This window comes from Pseudomonas sp. ok272, assembly GCF_900109995.1.
In the GTDB taxonomy this organism is placed as follows: domain Bacteria; phylum Pseudomonadota; class Gammaproteobacteria; order Pseudomonadales; family Pseudomonadaceae; genus Aquipseudomonas.
Genome location: NZ_FOCB01000002.1, coordinates 530,888 through 544,311, shown reverse-complemented (window position 1 = coordinate 544,311; position 13,424 = coordinate 530,888). Strand labels below are relative to the sequence as shown.

The 13,424-nt window shown below is 62.6% G+C and carries 11 protein-coding genes; 9 read left to right on the top strand and 2 right to left on the bottom strand.

Annotation, left to right across the window (positions count from 1 at the left end):
- The first annotated feature begins 7 nt into the window (after positions 1-7).
- The 5 genes from BMW74_RS05470 (at position 8) to BMW74_RS05450 (ending at position 4,831) form a co-directional block, all read left to right on the top strand.
- Positions 8-808, top strand: a complete 801-nt coding sequence (locus BMW74_RS05470; protein WP_093414704.1) for a carbohydrate ABC transporter permease — start codon at positions 8-10, stop codon at positions 806-808.
- Between the two features lie 10 nt (positions 809-818).
- Entirely contained in the window at positions 819-1,091 is a 273-nt protein-coding gene (locus tag BMW74_RS05465; RefSeq protein ID WP_093414701.1) for a DUF2160 domain-containing protein, read from the top strand.
- Positions 1,092-1,138: 47 nt separating this feature from the next.
- Positions 1,139-2,881, top strand: a complete 1,743-nt coding sequence (locus BMW74_RS05460; protein WP_093414698.1) for an ABC transporter substrate-binding protein — start codon at positions 1,139-1,141, stop codon at positions 2,879-2,881.
- Positions 2,882-3,306: 425 nt separating this feature from the next.
- Entirely contained in the window at positions 3,307-4,266 is a 960-nt protein-coding gene (locus BMW74_RS05455) for a tRNA dihydrouridine synthase (RefSeq protein WP_093414695.1), read from the top strand.
- 118 nt (positions 4,267-4,384) lie between these two features.
- The gene (locus BMW74_RS05450) at positions 4,385-4,831 is read left to right on the top strand and encodes an Hsp20 family protein (protein ID WP_093414692.1); all 447 of its coding nucleotides are present in this window, start codon (positions 4,385-4,387) and stop codon (positions 4,829-4,831) included.
- A 51-nt stretch (positions 4,832-4,882) separates the two neighbouring features.
- On the opposite strand, the gene BMW74_RS05445 is transcribed toward BMW74_RS05450, so the two are convergent.
- Entirely contained in the window at positions 4,883-8,167 is a 3,285-nt protein-coding gene (locus BMW74_RS05445; RefSeq protein ID WP_093414689.1) for a bifunctional diguanylate cyclase/phosphodiesterase, read from the bottom strand.
- 68 nt (positions 8,168-8,235) lie between these two features.
- A complete protein-coding gene (locus BMW74_RS05440) occupies positions 8,236-9,126 on the bottom strand; it encodes a LysR family transcriptional regulator (protein ID WP_093414686.1) in 891 nt (296 codons plus the stop codon).
- A gap of 156 nt (positions 9,127-9,282) precedes the next feature.
- Here BMW74_RS05440 and leuC point away from each other — a divergent pair, with 156 nt between their 5' ends.
- The 4 genes from leuC to leuB all read left to right on the top strand — a co-directional run bounded on the left by leuC (position 9,283) and on the right by leuB (position 13,422).
- Complete coding sequence (gene leuC / locus BMW74_RS05435) at positions 9,283-10,701, top strand: 3-isopropylmalate dehydratase large subunit (protein ID WP_093414682.1); 1,419 nt, start codon at positions 9,283-9,285, stop codon at positions 10,699-10,701.
- A gap of 11 nt (positions 10,702-10,712) precedes the next feature.
- Positions 10,713-11,357, top strand: coding sequence for a 3-isopropylmalate dehydratase small subunit (gene leuD / locus BMW74_RS05430; RefSeq protein ID WP_093414679.1), 645 nt, complete (start codon positions 10,713-10,715; stop codon positions 11,355-11,357).
- 147 nt (positions 11,358-11,504) lie between these two features.
- Positions 11,505-12,272, top strand: a complete 768-nt coding sequence (locus BMW74_RS05425; RefSeq protein ID WP_093414675.1) for a class I SAM-dependent methyltransferase — start codon at positions 11,505-11,507, stop codon at positions 12,270-12,272.
- A gap of 67 nt (positions 12,273-12,339) precedes the next feature.
- Positions 12,340-13,422, top strand: a complete 1,083-nt coding sequence (gene leuB / locus BMW74_RS05420; RefSeq protein WP_093414672.1) for a 3-isopropylmalate dehydrogenase — start codon at positions 12,340-12,342, stop codon at positions 13,420-13,422.
- Positions 13,423-13,424: the final 2 nt, after the last annotated feature.

Below are 13,424 nucleotides of genomic sequence, written 5' to 3'. Positions count from 1 at the left end.
GCCTGCCATGCCCAAGAGAAAGCTGATCCCGTTGCTGATCTACATCCTGTTCCTGCTGGTGCCGATCTACTGGCTGCTGAACATGTCGTTCAAGAGCAACACCGAGATCCTCGGCGGCCTGACCCTGTTCCCCCAGGACTTCACCCTGGCCAACTACAAGGTGATCTTCACCGACCCCAGTTGGTACAGCGGCTACCTCAACTCGCTGTATTACGTGAGCCTGAACACGGTGATCTCCCTGACGGTGGCACTGCCGGCGGCCTATGCGTTCTCGCGCTATCGGTTCCTGGGCGACAAGCACCTGTTCTTCTGGCTGTTGACCAACCGCATGGCGCCGCCGGCGGTGTTCCTGCTGCCGTTCTTCCAGCTGTATTCGTCCATCGGCCTGTTCGATACCCACATCGCCGTGGCCCTGGCCCATTGCCTGTTCAACGTGCCGCTGGCGGTGTGGATCCTGGAGGGCTTCATGTCCGGGGTGCCGAAGGAAATCGACGAAACGGCCTACATCGACGGCTACAGCTTTCCCAAGTTCTTCGTGAAGATTTTCATCCCGTTGATTGGCTCCGGGATCGGCGTCACGGCGTTCTTCTGCTTCATGTTCTCCTGGGTCGAGCTGCTGCTGGCGCGCACCCTGACGTCGGTCAATGCCAAGCCGATCGCGGCGGTGATGACGCGCACCGTATCGGCCTCGGGGATCGACTGGGGCGTGCTGGCCGCCGCCGGGGTGCTGACCATTCTGCCGGGCATGCTGGTGATCTGGTTTGTCCGTAACCATGTGGCCAAGGGCTTTGCCCTGGGCCGGGTGTGAGGAGCTGATGATGGAATGGATGGCCTGGACCACCCCCACCGCGTTGTTCTTCGTGGCGATTGCCCTGTTGCTGGCGGGCATGACCACCTGGGAACTGCGCTCGCCGAGTATCCCTCGGCGTGGCTTGTTGCCGATCAGCACCACCCGTGGTGATCGGCTGTTTATCGGTCTTCTCGGCAGCGCCTACCTGCATTTACTGGTGATCGGCGTAACCGGCTGGAGCATCTGGGTGGCGTCTGCGCTGTCCCTGGTGTGGTTGTTGGCGGTGATGCGTTGGGGCTAGTCGAATCGCTCGACACTGTGGCTCTGAAACCCAAACAGGAGGTCTCTATGTTCGACAAAAACAATAAGCTGCGACATAGCATTTCATTGGCCGCGGTGTTCGCGCTCAGTGGTCTGAGTGCGGCAGCGTGGGCCGATGCCTACGAAGACGCGGCGAAGAAGTGGATCGGCAGCGAGTTCAAGCCATCCACCCTGACGGCCGAGCAGCAGCTTGACGAGCTGAAGTGGTTCATCAAGGCGGCCGAGCCGTTTCGGGGGATGAAGATCAACGTGGTCTCGGAGACCCTGACCACCCACGAATACGAGTCCAAGGTGCTGGCCAAGGCCTTCAGCGAGATCACCGGGATCAAGTTGACCCACGACCTGCTGCAAGAAGGCGACGTGGTGGAGAAGCTGCAGACCCAGATGCAGTCGGACAAGAACATCTATGACGGTTGGGTCAACGACTCGGACTTGATCGGTACGCACTTTCGCTATGGCAAGACCGAGTCGATCACCGACATGATGGCCAATGAAGGCAAGCACTTCACCTCGCCGACCCTGGACCTCAAGGACTTCATCGGCATTTCCTTCACCACCGCGCCGGACGGCAAGATCTACCAGTTGCCCGACCAGCAGTTCGCCAACCTCTACTGGTTCCGCGCCGACTGGTTCGAGCGCCCGGACCTCAAGGCCCAGTTCAAGGCCAAGTATGGCTACGAGTTGGGCGTGCCGGTGAACTGGTCGGCCTACGAGGACATTGCCAAGTTCTTCAGCGAAGACGTCAAGGAAATCGACGGCAAGCGGGTCTATGGGCACATGGACTACGGTAAGAAAGACCCGTCCCTGGGCTGGCGCTTCACCGATGCCTGGTTCTCCATGGCCGGGGGCGGCGACAAGGGCCTGCCCAACGGCTTGCCGGTGGACGAGTGGGGGATTCGCGTCGAGGACTGCCACCCGGTGGGCTCCAGCGTGACCCGTGGCGGCGACACCAATGGCCCGGCGTCGGTGTTTGCCACGCAGAAGTATGTCGATTGGATGCGCGCCTACGCGCCACCTGAAGCGGCGGGCATGACCTTCTCCGAATCCGGCCCGGTGCCGTCCCAGGGCAACATTGCCCAGCAGATCTTCTGGTACACCGCGTTCACGGCCGACATGACCAAGCCGGGCCTGCCGGTGATGAATGCCGATGGCACGCCGAAATGGCGCATGGCACCGTCGCCGCGCGGGCCGTACTGGGAAGAGGGTATGAAGCTGGGCTATCAGGACGTGGGTTCCTGGACTTTCCTCAAATCGACCCCCGAGAAGCAAAAGCTCGCGGCCTGGCTGTACGCGCAGTTCGTGACCTCGAAAACCGTGTCCCTGAAGAAAACCATCATTGGCCTGACGCCGATTCGTGAGTCGGACATCAACTCCCAGGCCATGACTGACCTGGCGCCCAAGCTGGGTGGCCTGGTGGAGTTCTATCGCAGCCCGGCTCGGGTGCAGTGGACCCCGACCGGGACCAACGTGCCGGATTATCCGCGCCTGGCCCAGTTGTGGTGGAGCCATATCTCGGAAGCCGCCAGCGGCGAGAAAACCCCGCAACAGGCGCTCGACGGCCTGGCCAAGGATCAGGACGCAATCATGGCGCGGCTCGAGCGCTCCAAGGTGCAGCCGGTGTGCGGACCGAAACTCAACGAGGAGCGTGACGCCCAGTATTGGTTCGACCAGCCGGGTGCCCCGAAGCCGAAATTGGCCAACGAGAAGCCCCAGGGTGAGACCGTGAGCTACAACGAGTTGCTCAAATCGTGGGAGGCGGCCCGCCAGTAGGGCAACCATCCCCGTGGGAGCGAGACCGGCTTGCCGGCGAAGGCGGCGTTAGATTCAACAGCATCGTTGACTGACCCGACGCTTTCGCGAGCAAGCCCGCTCCCACAGTTTTTTGGGTGGAGACAGAGCCGTGTCCGACACCAACCCCCTTGTGGGAGCGGGCTTGCTCGCGAAGGCGGCGTTAGATTCAACAGCATCGTTGACTGACCCGACGCTTTCGCGAGCAAGCCCGCTCCCACAGTTTTTTGGGTGGAGACAGCGCCGTGTCCGACACCAACCCCCTTGTGGGAGCGGGCTTGCTCGCGAAGAGGCCAGCACAGTCAACACCCTCATCGATCAGCTCACTCGCTACCGCCCAACCAGCCGGCATGCCCCCGCTCGCGAAACCCGGTAAACTGCCGCACGTTTTTCGTTGAGTGTTTTCCATGCAAATTGCTTTGGCGCCCATGGAGGGGTTGGTCGACAACATCCTGCGGGACGTGCTGACCCGTGTTGGCGGTATCGATTGGTGCGTGACCGAGTTCATCCGCATCAACGATCAGTTGCTCACCCCAGCCTATTTCCACAAGTTCGGCCCTGAGTTGCTCCATGGCGCGCGCACCGCGTCGGGTGTGCCGCTGCGCGTGCAGTTGTTGGGTTCGGACCCGGTGTGCCTGGCGGAAAACGCGGCGTTGGCGTGTGAGTTGGGCAGCGAGGTGATCGACCTGAACTTCGGCTGCCCGGCCAAGACCGTCAACAAGTCCCGTGGCGGTGCGGTGTTGCTCAAGGAACCAGAGTTGCTCAATCAGATCGTCGAGCACGTGCGTCGTGCCGTCCCGGCGCATATCCCGGTCACGGCCAAGATGCGCCTGGGTTTCGACAGTCCGGACGGTTCGCTGGTGTGTGCCACCGCCCTGGCCGAAGGCGGCGCCGAGCACATCGTGGTGCATGCACGGACCAAGATGGACGGCTACAAGCCGCCGGCCCATTGGGAGTGGATCCCCCGGGTGCAGGAAGTGGTCAAGGTGCCGGTGTTCGCCAATGGCGACATCTGGAGTGTTGAAGACTGGCGCCGTTGCCGGGAGATCAGCGGTGTGGAAGACATCATGCTCGGTCGCGGCCTGGTGTCGCGCCCTGACCTGGCCCGGCAGATCGCTGCCGCACGGGCCGGTGAAGAGGTGATTGAGATGAGCTGGGCCGAGTTGTTGCCGCTGATCCAGGACTTCTGGCTGCAAGCCAAGGACCAGATGACCGCCCGCCAGTCGCCGGGGCGCTTGAAGCAGTGGCTGGCCATGTTGACCCGTAATTACCCTGAGGCGGTGGTGCTGTTCACTGCGCTGCGGCGCGAGACCGAACTGGATCAGGTGTCCCGTTTGCTCGGTCTGCCGGTCGCAGAAGCGGCCTAAAAAATCTCTGGGAAATCTCTTGAAATGCCGTTGGCGGTCCCTATCTAAGGGGTACGCGATGCCGAATTCGGGTCGCGGAGACAAAAACCTTGCTGATTGTTTTCAGGAGATTTGAACCATGAATACTGCACTTTCCCTGGCTCCATTGTTCCGTTCTTCGGTGGGTTTCGATCGTTTCAACGATCTGTTCGAGTCTGCGCTGCGCAATGAGCCCGGCAGCAGCTATCCACCTTATAACGTCGAAAAACACGGCGACGACCAATACCGTATCGTGGTCGCGGCAGCCGGTTTCCGGGAAGAAGACCTTGAACTGCAAGTCGAGAAAGGCGTGTTGACCGTCAGTGGTGGCAAGCGTGATACCGGCGACAACGTCACTTACCTGCACCAAGGTATTGCCCAGCGGGCGTTCAAGCTGTCGTTCCGCCTGGCCGATCACATTGAGATCAAGGCGGCGGCGTTGAACAACGGCCTGCTCAGCATTGACCTGCTGCGTGTCGTGCCGGAAGACGCGAAAGCCAAGCGCATCCCGATCAACGGGACGCAACACGCGACGCTGCAAAACTAACCGTCGTGTCAGTGAGAAAGGGCGCCACCTTGGCGCCCTTTCTTGTGTCCGTCATTTAAGCAGCAACTCAAACCCTTCCAACGGCAACGGCCGGCTGTGCAAGTAGCCTTGATACAGATGGCAGCCCAGCCCCTGCAGGAACTCAAGCTGCTCCGGGGTTTCCACGCCCTCGGCAATCACTTCCAGCGCCAGGCTGCGGGCCATGGCGACGATGGCGCGGATGATTTCGGCGTCGTTGGGGTCGGTGGTGGCGTCGCGGATGAACGACTGGTCGATCTTCAGCGTGTCCACCGGCAGGCGCTTGAGGTAGGTCAGGGACGAGTAGCCGGTGCCGAAGTCGTCCATGGCGAAACTGATGCCGAGTTTTTTCAGGCGGCGCATTTTGCTGATGGTGTCATCCAGGTTCTGGATCACGATGCCTTCGGTGATCTCCAGTTTCAGCAGTGAGTAGGGCAGGCCGTGATGGCTGAGGCTGTGTTCGATGCGTTCGACGAAGTCGTTCTGGCGGAACTGCCGTGGGCTGATGTTCACGCACAGGGTGAAGTGGTGCGGGTCGATCTTGTGCCTGGCGATCAGTTGCCTGAAGGCCTGGCAGGCTTCGTCGAGGATCCAGGTGCCGACCTCCAGGATCAGCCCGCTGTCTTCCAGCACCTTGATGAACTCGGTCGGGGACTGGGCGCCCAGTTGCGGATGGTGCCAGCGCACCAGGGCCTCGGCGCCGACGATGCGCTGATCACGCGCATCGACCTGGGGTTGGTAATACACACTGAATTCGCCTCGGGACAAGGCCAGGCGCAGGTCGGTTTCCATGCGCAGGCGTTCGCTGGCGGCCTTTTGCATGGTGTTGTGGTACATCTGCGTGGCATTGCGTCCCGAGTCCTTGGCGCGGTACAGGGCAATGTCGGCACGCTTGAGCAGGTCGGCTGGGGTCGAGCCGTGGTCGGGGATCAGTGCCACGCCAATGCTCGGGGTGACTTGCAGGCGCTGGCCGTCGAGGAACATCGGCTCCGCCAGCAACTCGCGCAGGGTGTCGGCCAGTTGCCGGACCTGATCGCTGACTTCGCTGCGGCTGCCCTCCAGGCCGCTGAGCAGCACCACGAATTCATCGCCACCCAGGCGTGCCACGGTGTCTTCCATGCGCACGCTGGCCTCAAGGCGGGCAGTGATGATCTTCAGCACGGTATCGCCCACCGGATGGCCGAGCGAGTCGTTGATGTGCTTGAAGTGATCCAGGTCCAGGAACAGCAGGGCGCCGCGCAGGTTGTGGCGCTTGAGCAGGGCGATCTGCTGGCTCAGGCGGTCCATCAGCAGGGCACGGTTGGGCAGGTTGGTCAGGGGGTCGTGGTAGGCCAGGTGGCGGATCTGTGCCTCGGCGTTTTTCAGCAGGCTGACATCCCGCGCGGTCAGCAGCAGGCACGCGGTTTCGTTGAGGGTGATCGGTTCCACCGAGACTTCGACGGTCAGCAACTCCCCGCGCTTGTTGCGCCCGAGCATTTCCTGGTGATGCACCCGGCCCTTGATGTGCAGTTCGGCCAGCAGTGTCGAACGCTGCTTCTCGTCGGCCCAGATGCCGATCTGGTAGACGGTGCGCCCGATCACCTCGTCGGCGCGGTAGCCGGTCAGGCGGCAGAAGCCGTCGTTGACCTCCAGGTAGCGGCCGCTGTCGCGCTCGGTGATGGTGATCGCGTCGGGGCTGGAGTGGAACGCCTTGGCGAATTTTTCCTCGCTGGCCTTGAGGGCCGCCTCCGAGCGTTGCTGCTGGGTGATGTCGCGCAAGGTGGTGACGATGCACTGCTTATTGCCGACGCTGATCTGGCGGCTGGAAATTACGCAGGTCAGGGCTTGCCCGTCCTTGTGCCGGACCCCGATGGCCACGTTGTTCAGGCCCTGGTCGCGGATCACCTGCTCGATCCGTTGCAGGCTTTTGGCCGAGGCATCCCACAGGCCGATGACGTCGGCGCTGCGACCGATCACATCGCCGGCAGTCCAGCCAAACGTCTGGGTGAAGCTGGAGTTGATCTCGATGAACTGGCCGTTGTCCTGCTGGGTGACGCAGATCGGGTCCGGGCTGACCTGGAACAGGGTGGCGAATTTCGCTTCGGAGGCGACCAGGCGTTGTTCGCGTTCGACCTGTTCGGTGATGTCCAGCAGGGTGCCGGCCATGCGCAGCGGATTGCCCTGTTCGTCGCGGTACAGCCGGGCACGGCTTTCCAGGTAGCGCGAGGTGCCGTCCGCCAGTTGCACCCGGTAGGTCAATTGATAGTTGCCCGCCGGGCCTTCGCGCAGGCTGCGGTAGGCATCGCGCATGGTGTCGCGTTCTTCGCCGGGCACGCCTTCGAAGAACTCGTCGAAGGCTTCATGGAAGGGCATCGGCGCCAGCCCATGCAACTGGGCGGCGCGGGCCGAGCCGTAAAGCATGCCGCTGGGGATGTGCCAGTCCCAGGTGCCCAGTTGGGCCGAGTCCAGGGCCAGGTCCAGGCGCTCCTGGCTGTCCTTGAGGGCGCTTTCGGCGGCTTTGCGTTCGGTGGTGTCGAGAAAGGTGCTCAGCAGGTACGGCTGGCCTTCGAGTTCGACCTTCTGCGCACTGAGGATGCCGTCATGCACCTGGCCGCTGGCGGCACGAAACTGCACTTCCATGCTGATCAATTCGCCCTTGGCCTTGGTTGCCTTGACCAACTGCCCGCGCTGTTCGGGGTGTACCCACAGGCCCAGTTCCAGGGTGGTGCGACCGATGGCGTCCTGGACGGGCCAGCCGAACAGGCTCTCGAAATACTGGTTGGCCTCGGTGATCAGGCCGTCTTCCTGGCGGGTCAGCAAGACCATGTTCGGGCACAGGTGAAACAGGGTGGCGAAACGTTTCTCCGAGCTGCTCAGGGCTTGTTCGCGCTGGCGCTGGTGGGTGATCTCGCGGATGACCCCGATCATCCGTGGTCGGCCATGCTTGTCGGGCAGCAGGCTGCCGTTGATCTCCAGCCAGTGCAGGCTGCCGTCGGGCCAGCGGATGCGATGGTGCATGGCCTGTTCCAGCGGGGCGCCGGCAATCACTGCATTGAAGGCCCGGATGGTTTTGGCCCGGTCTTCGGGGGGCAGCAGGTCAAGGTATTCCAGGTCGCTGGGCAAGGCTTTTCGGGGATCGAAGCCAAACAGCGCCTGGGTGCCCCGGGACCAACTGATCTGCCCCAGCTCGATGTCCCAATACCAGGCCCCCAGGCGCGCACCGTTCAGGGCGGCGAGCAACTGCGGGGCACTTTCCCAGCTCTGCTCCGAGGCCTGCGGATCAAGCGACTGCACACGTGGCATCAAGGGCGTGCGAGGGCGGTCAACGGATTTGGGCATTGGCGACGGGCCTTGGGCAGGGTTGGGCGTCCGGCATCGGGTTTGCAGCCTTACAGGAGTAGCACAAGTTAGCCCTCAGACCCTGGCAAGTCGATTTGTGCGTCCAGCAAGGCCATGAAAGCTCGTGCCGCATTCGATAGCGTCCGTTCGGTGTGCACGATATAGCCTAGCTGGCGAGTGAGCTGTATGCCCGGCAAAGGAATGCGCGCGACCTGTTCGTCGAGCATGGTGCGTGGCAGCACGCTCCAGGCCAGGCCAATGGACACCATCATCTTGATGGTTTCCAGGTAGTTGGTGCTCATGGCGATGTTGGGCGCCAGGCCCTGGGCCTCGAACAGGCGCTGGACGATGTGATGGGTAAAGGTGTTGCCGCCCGGGAACACCGCCGGGTGGCGGGCGATATCCGCCAGGCTGACCGGGCCATGGCTGATCAGTGAGTGTTCCGGAGCCACCACGAAGTCCAGCGGGTCGTCCCACACCGGGGTGGCCAGCACCTGCGCGTGGGGGTCGGGGGCCAGGGTGATGACGGCCAGTTCGGCGCGACCATGGAGGATTTCCTCGTAGGCCACTTCCGAATCGAGGAACTGAATGTCCAGCGCCACCTCGGGATAGCGGCGGGTGAACGCCCTTAATAAAGGTGGCAACCGGTGCAGGCCGATGTGGTGACTGGTGGCCAGGGTCAGGCGACCGGTCACTTGGCCGGTCAGGTTGGTCAGCGCGCGACGGGTGTCGTCCAGTACGTTGAGGATCTGATAGGCGCGTGGCAGCAGGGCGCGCCCCGCCTCGGTCAGGCTGACTTCGCGGCCCAGGCGATCGAACAGGCGCACATTCAGTTGCTGCTCAAGACCGGCGATGCGCTTGCTGATGGCGGGCTGGGTCAGGTGCAGGCGTTCGCCGGCGCCGGAGAAGCTGCCGATCTCGGCGATGGCGATAAAGGCGTTCAAGTTGGCCAGGTCCATGGGCGTATTCCAGTTGGTTATCCAAAGCATGAAAAATATGAATTTGAGTTATTTAATGTAACGCCATAGGATCGACCTCACAAGCCAAGGGGTTATTGAAAGGTTCAGTTCAAAGCCCGGGGCATAGAAACATACCTGCTGATGAGGAACCGTCTGATGGCCGGCAAAACGCTTTACGACAAGCTCTGGGACTCCCATGAAGTGAAACGGCGCGACGATGGGTCGTCGCTGATCTATATCGACCGCCACATCATCCATGAAGTGACTTCGCCCCAAGCTTTCGAAGGCCTGCGCCTGGCCGGGCGCAAGCCGTGGCGTGTGGACTCGATCATCGCCACCCCAGACCACAACGTGCCGACGACTCCGGACCGCAAGGGCGGCATCGAGGCGATTACCGATCAGGTTTCGCGCTTGCAAGTGCAGACCCTCGACGACTACTGCGACGAGTACGGCATCACCGAATTCAAGATGAATGACGTGCGCCAGGGCATCGTCCACGTGATCGGCCCGGAGCAGGGCGCGACCTTGCCGGGCATGACCGTGGTCTGCGGCGACTCGCACACCTCGACCCACGGCGCGTTTGGCGCCTTGGCCCATGGCATCGGCACTTCCGAGGTCGAACACGTGTTCGCCACCCAGTGCCTGGTCGCCAAGAAAATGAAGAACATGCTGGTCAGCGTCGAAGGCACCTTGCCGTTCGGCGTGACCGCCAAAGACATCGTCCTCGCCGTGATCGGCAAGATCGGCACCGCTGGCGGCAACGGCCATGCCATCGAGTTTGCCGGCAGCGCGATCCGCGACCTGTCCATCGAAGGCCGCATGACCATTTGCAACATGTCCATCGAAGCCGGCGCCCGCGTGGGCCTGGTGGCGGCCGATGAAAAGACCGTGGCCTACGTCAAGGGCCGTCCATTCGCCCCGAAAGGCGTGGAGTGGGACATGGCAGTAGAAGCCTGGAAAGACCTGGTGTCCGATGCCGACGCGCAGTTCGACACCGTGGTCAAGCTCGACGCGGCACAGATCAAGCCGCAAGTCAGCTGGGGCACCTCGCCCGAGATGGTCCTGGCCGTCGATCAGAACGTGCCGGACCCGGCCAAGGAAACCGACCTGGTCAAGCGCGGCTCCATCGAGCGTGCCTTGAAGTACATGGGCTTGAGCGCCAACCAGGCGATCACCGACATTCAGCTGGATCGGGTGTTCATCGGCTCCTGCACCAACTCGCGGATCGAAGACTTGCGCGCTGCCGCCGTGATCGCCAAGGGCCGCAAGGTCGCGTCGACCATCAAACAAGCCATCGTGGTCCCGGGTTCGGGCCTGGTGAAGGCGCAGGCTGAGTCGGAAGGCCTGGACAAGATTTTCCTCGAAGCCGGTTTTGAATGGCGTGAGCCGGGCTGCTCGATGTGCCTGGCGATGAACCCGGACCGCCTGGAGTCGGGCGAGCATTGCGCCTCGACCTCCAACCGCAACTTCGAAGGCCGCCAGGGCGCCGGTGGTCGTACCCACCTGGTGAGCCCGGCCATGGCCGCCGCCGCCGCGGTGACCGGTCGTTTCATCGACGTCCGTGAATTGATCTAAAGGAGCGCAGCATGAGAGCTTTTACCCAGCACACCGGTCTTGTCGCACCTTTGGATCGCGCCAACGTCGACACCGACCAGATCATTCCCAAGCAATTCTTGAAGTCGATCAAGCGCACCGGTTTCGGGCCCAACCTGTTCGACGAGTGGCGCTACCTGGACGTGGGCTACGCCTACCAGGACAACTCCAAGCGCCCGCTGAACAAAGACTTCGTGCTCAACGCCGAGCGCTACCAGGGCGCCAGTGTGTTGCTGGCCCGTGAGAACTTCGGTTGCGGCTCCAGCCGCGAACACGCGCCGTGGGCCCTGGAAGAATATGGCTTTCGCAGCATCATCGCGCCGAGCTACGCCGACATCTTCTTCAACAACAGCTTCAAGAACGGCTTGCTGCCGATCATCTTGACCGACGCTGAAGTCGATGAGTTGTTCGCACAGGTCGAAGCCAACCCTGGCTATGAGCTGAAGGTCGACCTGGTGACGCAAACCGTGACCCGTCCCGATGGCAAGGTCTATCACTTTGAAGTGGACGAGTTCCGCAAGCATTGCCTGGTCAACGGCCTGGACGACATCGGCCTGACCTTGCAGGACCATGAGGCGATTGCGACGTTTGAAGCCAAGCACCGGGCGAGCCAGCCGTGGTTGTTTCGCGACGCTTGATGTGATGTAAGCCAGGGCGGGCGCTTTCGCGAGCAGGCTCGCTCCCACATTGGATTTGTGGCGCTCATAAAACCCCTGTGGGAGCGAGCCTGCTCGCGAAGGCAGCCACCCTGACACCCCAAGACTCACCCCAAAAAGGAAGTCCCCATGACCAGCACCGCCCAACACACCCAAGTGGTACAAAAACAATTCGGCGAACAGGCCGCGGCCTACCTGAGCAGTGCCGTGCACGCCCAGGGCACCGAGTTTGCGCTGCTACAGGCCGAGTTGGCGGGGCAGGGCGCGGCGCGGGTGCTGGACCTGGGGTGTGGCGCCGGCCACGTGGCGTTTCACGTCGCGCCGCTGGTCAAGGAAGTGGTGGCCTACGACCTGTCGCAGCAGATGCTCGACGTGGTGAGCGCGGCGGCCGTTGATCGCGGTTTGAGCAACGTGTCCACGGTCAACGGCGCCGCGGAACGCTTGCCGTTTGCCGACGGCGAGTTCGACTTCGTCTTCAGCCGCTACTCCGCGCACCACTGGAGCGACCTGGGCCTGGCCTTGCGCGAAGTGCGTCGGGTGCTGAAGCCGGGCGGGGTGGCGGCGTTCATTGATGTCTTGTCGCCGGGTAGCCCGTTGTTCGACACTTACCTGCAAAGCGTCGAGGTGCTGCGCGACACCAGTCACGTGCGCGATTACTCCGCTGGCGAATGGTTGCGCCAGGTCAGCGAAGCCGGGCTGCATACCCGCAGCACCACGCGCCAGCGGTTGCGCCTGGAGTACACCTCCTGGGTCGAGCGCATGCGCACGCCACAGGTGATGCGCGCCGCGATCCGCGAGCTGCAGCAGTCGATGGGCAATGAAGTGCGCGACTATTTCGAGATTGAGGCCGACGGCTCGTTCAGCACCGATGTGCTGGTGCTGATGGCCGAACGATAAGCGCCGAGCGACAGACTTTTTCCGGGCGCGTCCGAGGGGCGCGCCGACTGATGATATTGAGGAAACCATGAGCAAGCAGATTCTGATTCTCCCCGGTGACGGTATTGGCCCGGAAATCATGGCCGAAGCGGTCAAGGTGCTGGAATTGGCCAGCGACAAGTTCGGCCTGGGCTTTGAACTGAGCCATGACGTGATCGGTGGCGCGGCCATCGACAAGCACGGCGTGCCCCTGGCTGACGAAACCCTGGAGCGTGCCCGCGCCAGCGATGCTGTGCTGCTGGGCGCCGTGGGCGGCCCGAAGTGGGACGCCATCGAGCGCGACATCCGCCCTGAGCGCGGCCTGTTGAAGATTCGTGCGCAACTGGGCCTGTTCGGCAACCTGCGTCCGGCGATCCTCTACCCGCAACTGGCCGACGCCTCCAGCCTCAAGCCAGAAATCGTGGCCGGCCTGGACATCCTGATCGTGCGCGAACTGACCGGCGGCATCTACTTCGGCGCGCCACGTGGCACCCGCACCCTGGAAAACGGCGAGCGCCAGTCCTACGACACCCTGCCGTACAGCGAAAGCGAGATCCGTCGCATCGCGCGCGTCGGCTTCGACATGGCCATGGTGCGCGGCAAGAAACTGTGCTCGGTGGACAAGGCCAACGTCCTGGCGTCCAGCCAACTGTGGCGTGAAGTGGTCGAGCAAGTGGCCAAGGATTACCCCGAGGTCGAGCTGAGCCACATGTACGTCGACAACGCGGCGATGCAGTTGGTGCGTGCACCCAAGCAGTTCGACGTGATCGTCACCGACAACATGTTCGGCGACATCCTGTCCGACCAGGCCTCGATGCTCACCGGCTCCATCGGCATGCTGCCGTCGGCGTCCCTGGATACCCACAACAAGGGCATGTACGAGCCGTGCCACGGTTCGGCGCCGGACATCGCGGGCCAGGGCATTGCCAACCCGTTGGCGACCATCTTGTCGGTGTCGATGATGTTGCGTTACAGCTTCAACCAACAGGCTGCAGCCGATGCCATCGAGCAAGCCGTGAGCCTGGTCCTGGATCAGGGCCTGCGCACCGGTGACATCTGGTCGGCCGGTTGCACCAAGGTTGGTACGCAGGAAATGGGCGACGCAGTAGTCGCCGTGCTGCGGAATCTGTAATC

Bases quoted from the DNA above. Each gene is read 5' to 3' on its own strand.
- leuD (WP_093414679.1), top strand. From the start codon at position 10,713: ATGAGAGCTTTTACCCAGCACACCGGTCTTGTCGCACCTTTGGATCGC.
- BMW74_RS05465 (WP_093414701.1), top strand. From the start codon at position 819: ATGGAATGGATGGCCTGGACCACCCCCACCGCGTTGTTCTTCGTGGCG.
- BMW74_RS05470 (WP_093414704.1), top strand. From the start codon at position 8: ATGCCCAAGAGAAAGCTGATCCCGTTGCTGATCTACATCCTGTTCCTG.
- BMW74_RS05460 (WP_093414698.1), top strand. From the start codon at position 1,139: ATGTTCGACAAAAACAATAAGCTGCGACATAGCATTTCATTGGCCGCG.
- BMW74_RS05440 (WP_093414686.1), bottom strand. From the start codon at position 9,126: ATGGACCTGGCCAACTTGAACGCCTTTATCGCCATCGCCGAGATCGGC.
- BMW74_RS05455 (WP_093414695.1), top strand. From the start codon at position 3,307: ATGCAAATTGCTTTGGCGCCCATGGAGGGGTTGGTCGACAACATCCTG.
- BMW74_RS05425 (WP_093414675.1), top strand. From the start codon at position 11,505: ATGACCAGCACCGCCCAACACACCCAAGTGGTACAAAAACAATTCGGC.
- BMW74_RS05450 (WP_093414692.1), top strand. From the start codon at position 4,385: ATGAATACTGCACTTTCCCTGGCTCCATTGTTCCGTTCTTCGGTGGGT.
- BMW74_RS05445 (WP_093414689.1), bottom strand. From the start codon at position 8,167: ATGCCCAAATCCGTTGACCGCCCTCGCACGCCCTTGATGCCACGTGTG.
- leuC (WP_093414682.1), top strand. From the start codon at position 9,283: ATGGCCGGCAAAACGCTTTACGACAAGCTCTGGGACTCCCATGAAGTG.
- leuB (WP_093414672.1), top strand. From the start codon at position 12,340: ATGAGCAAGCAGATTCTGATTCTCCCCGGTGACGGTATTGGCCCGGAA.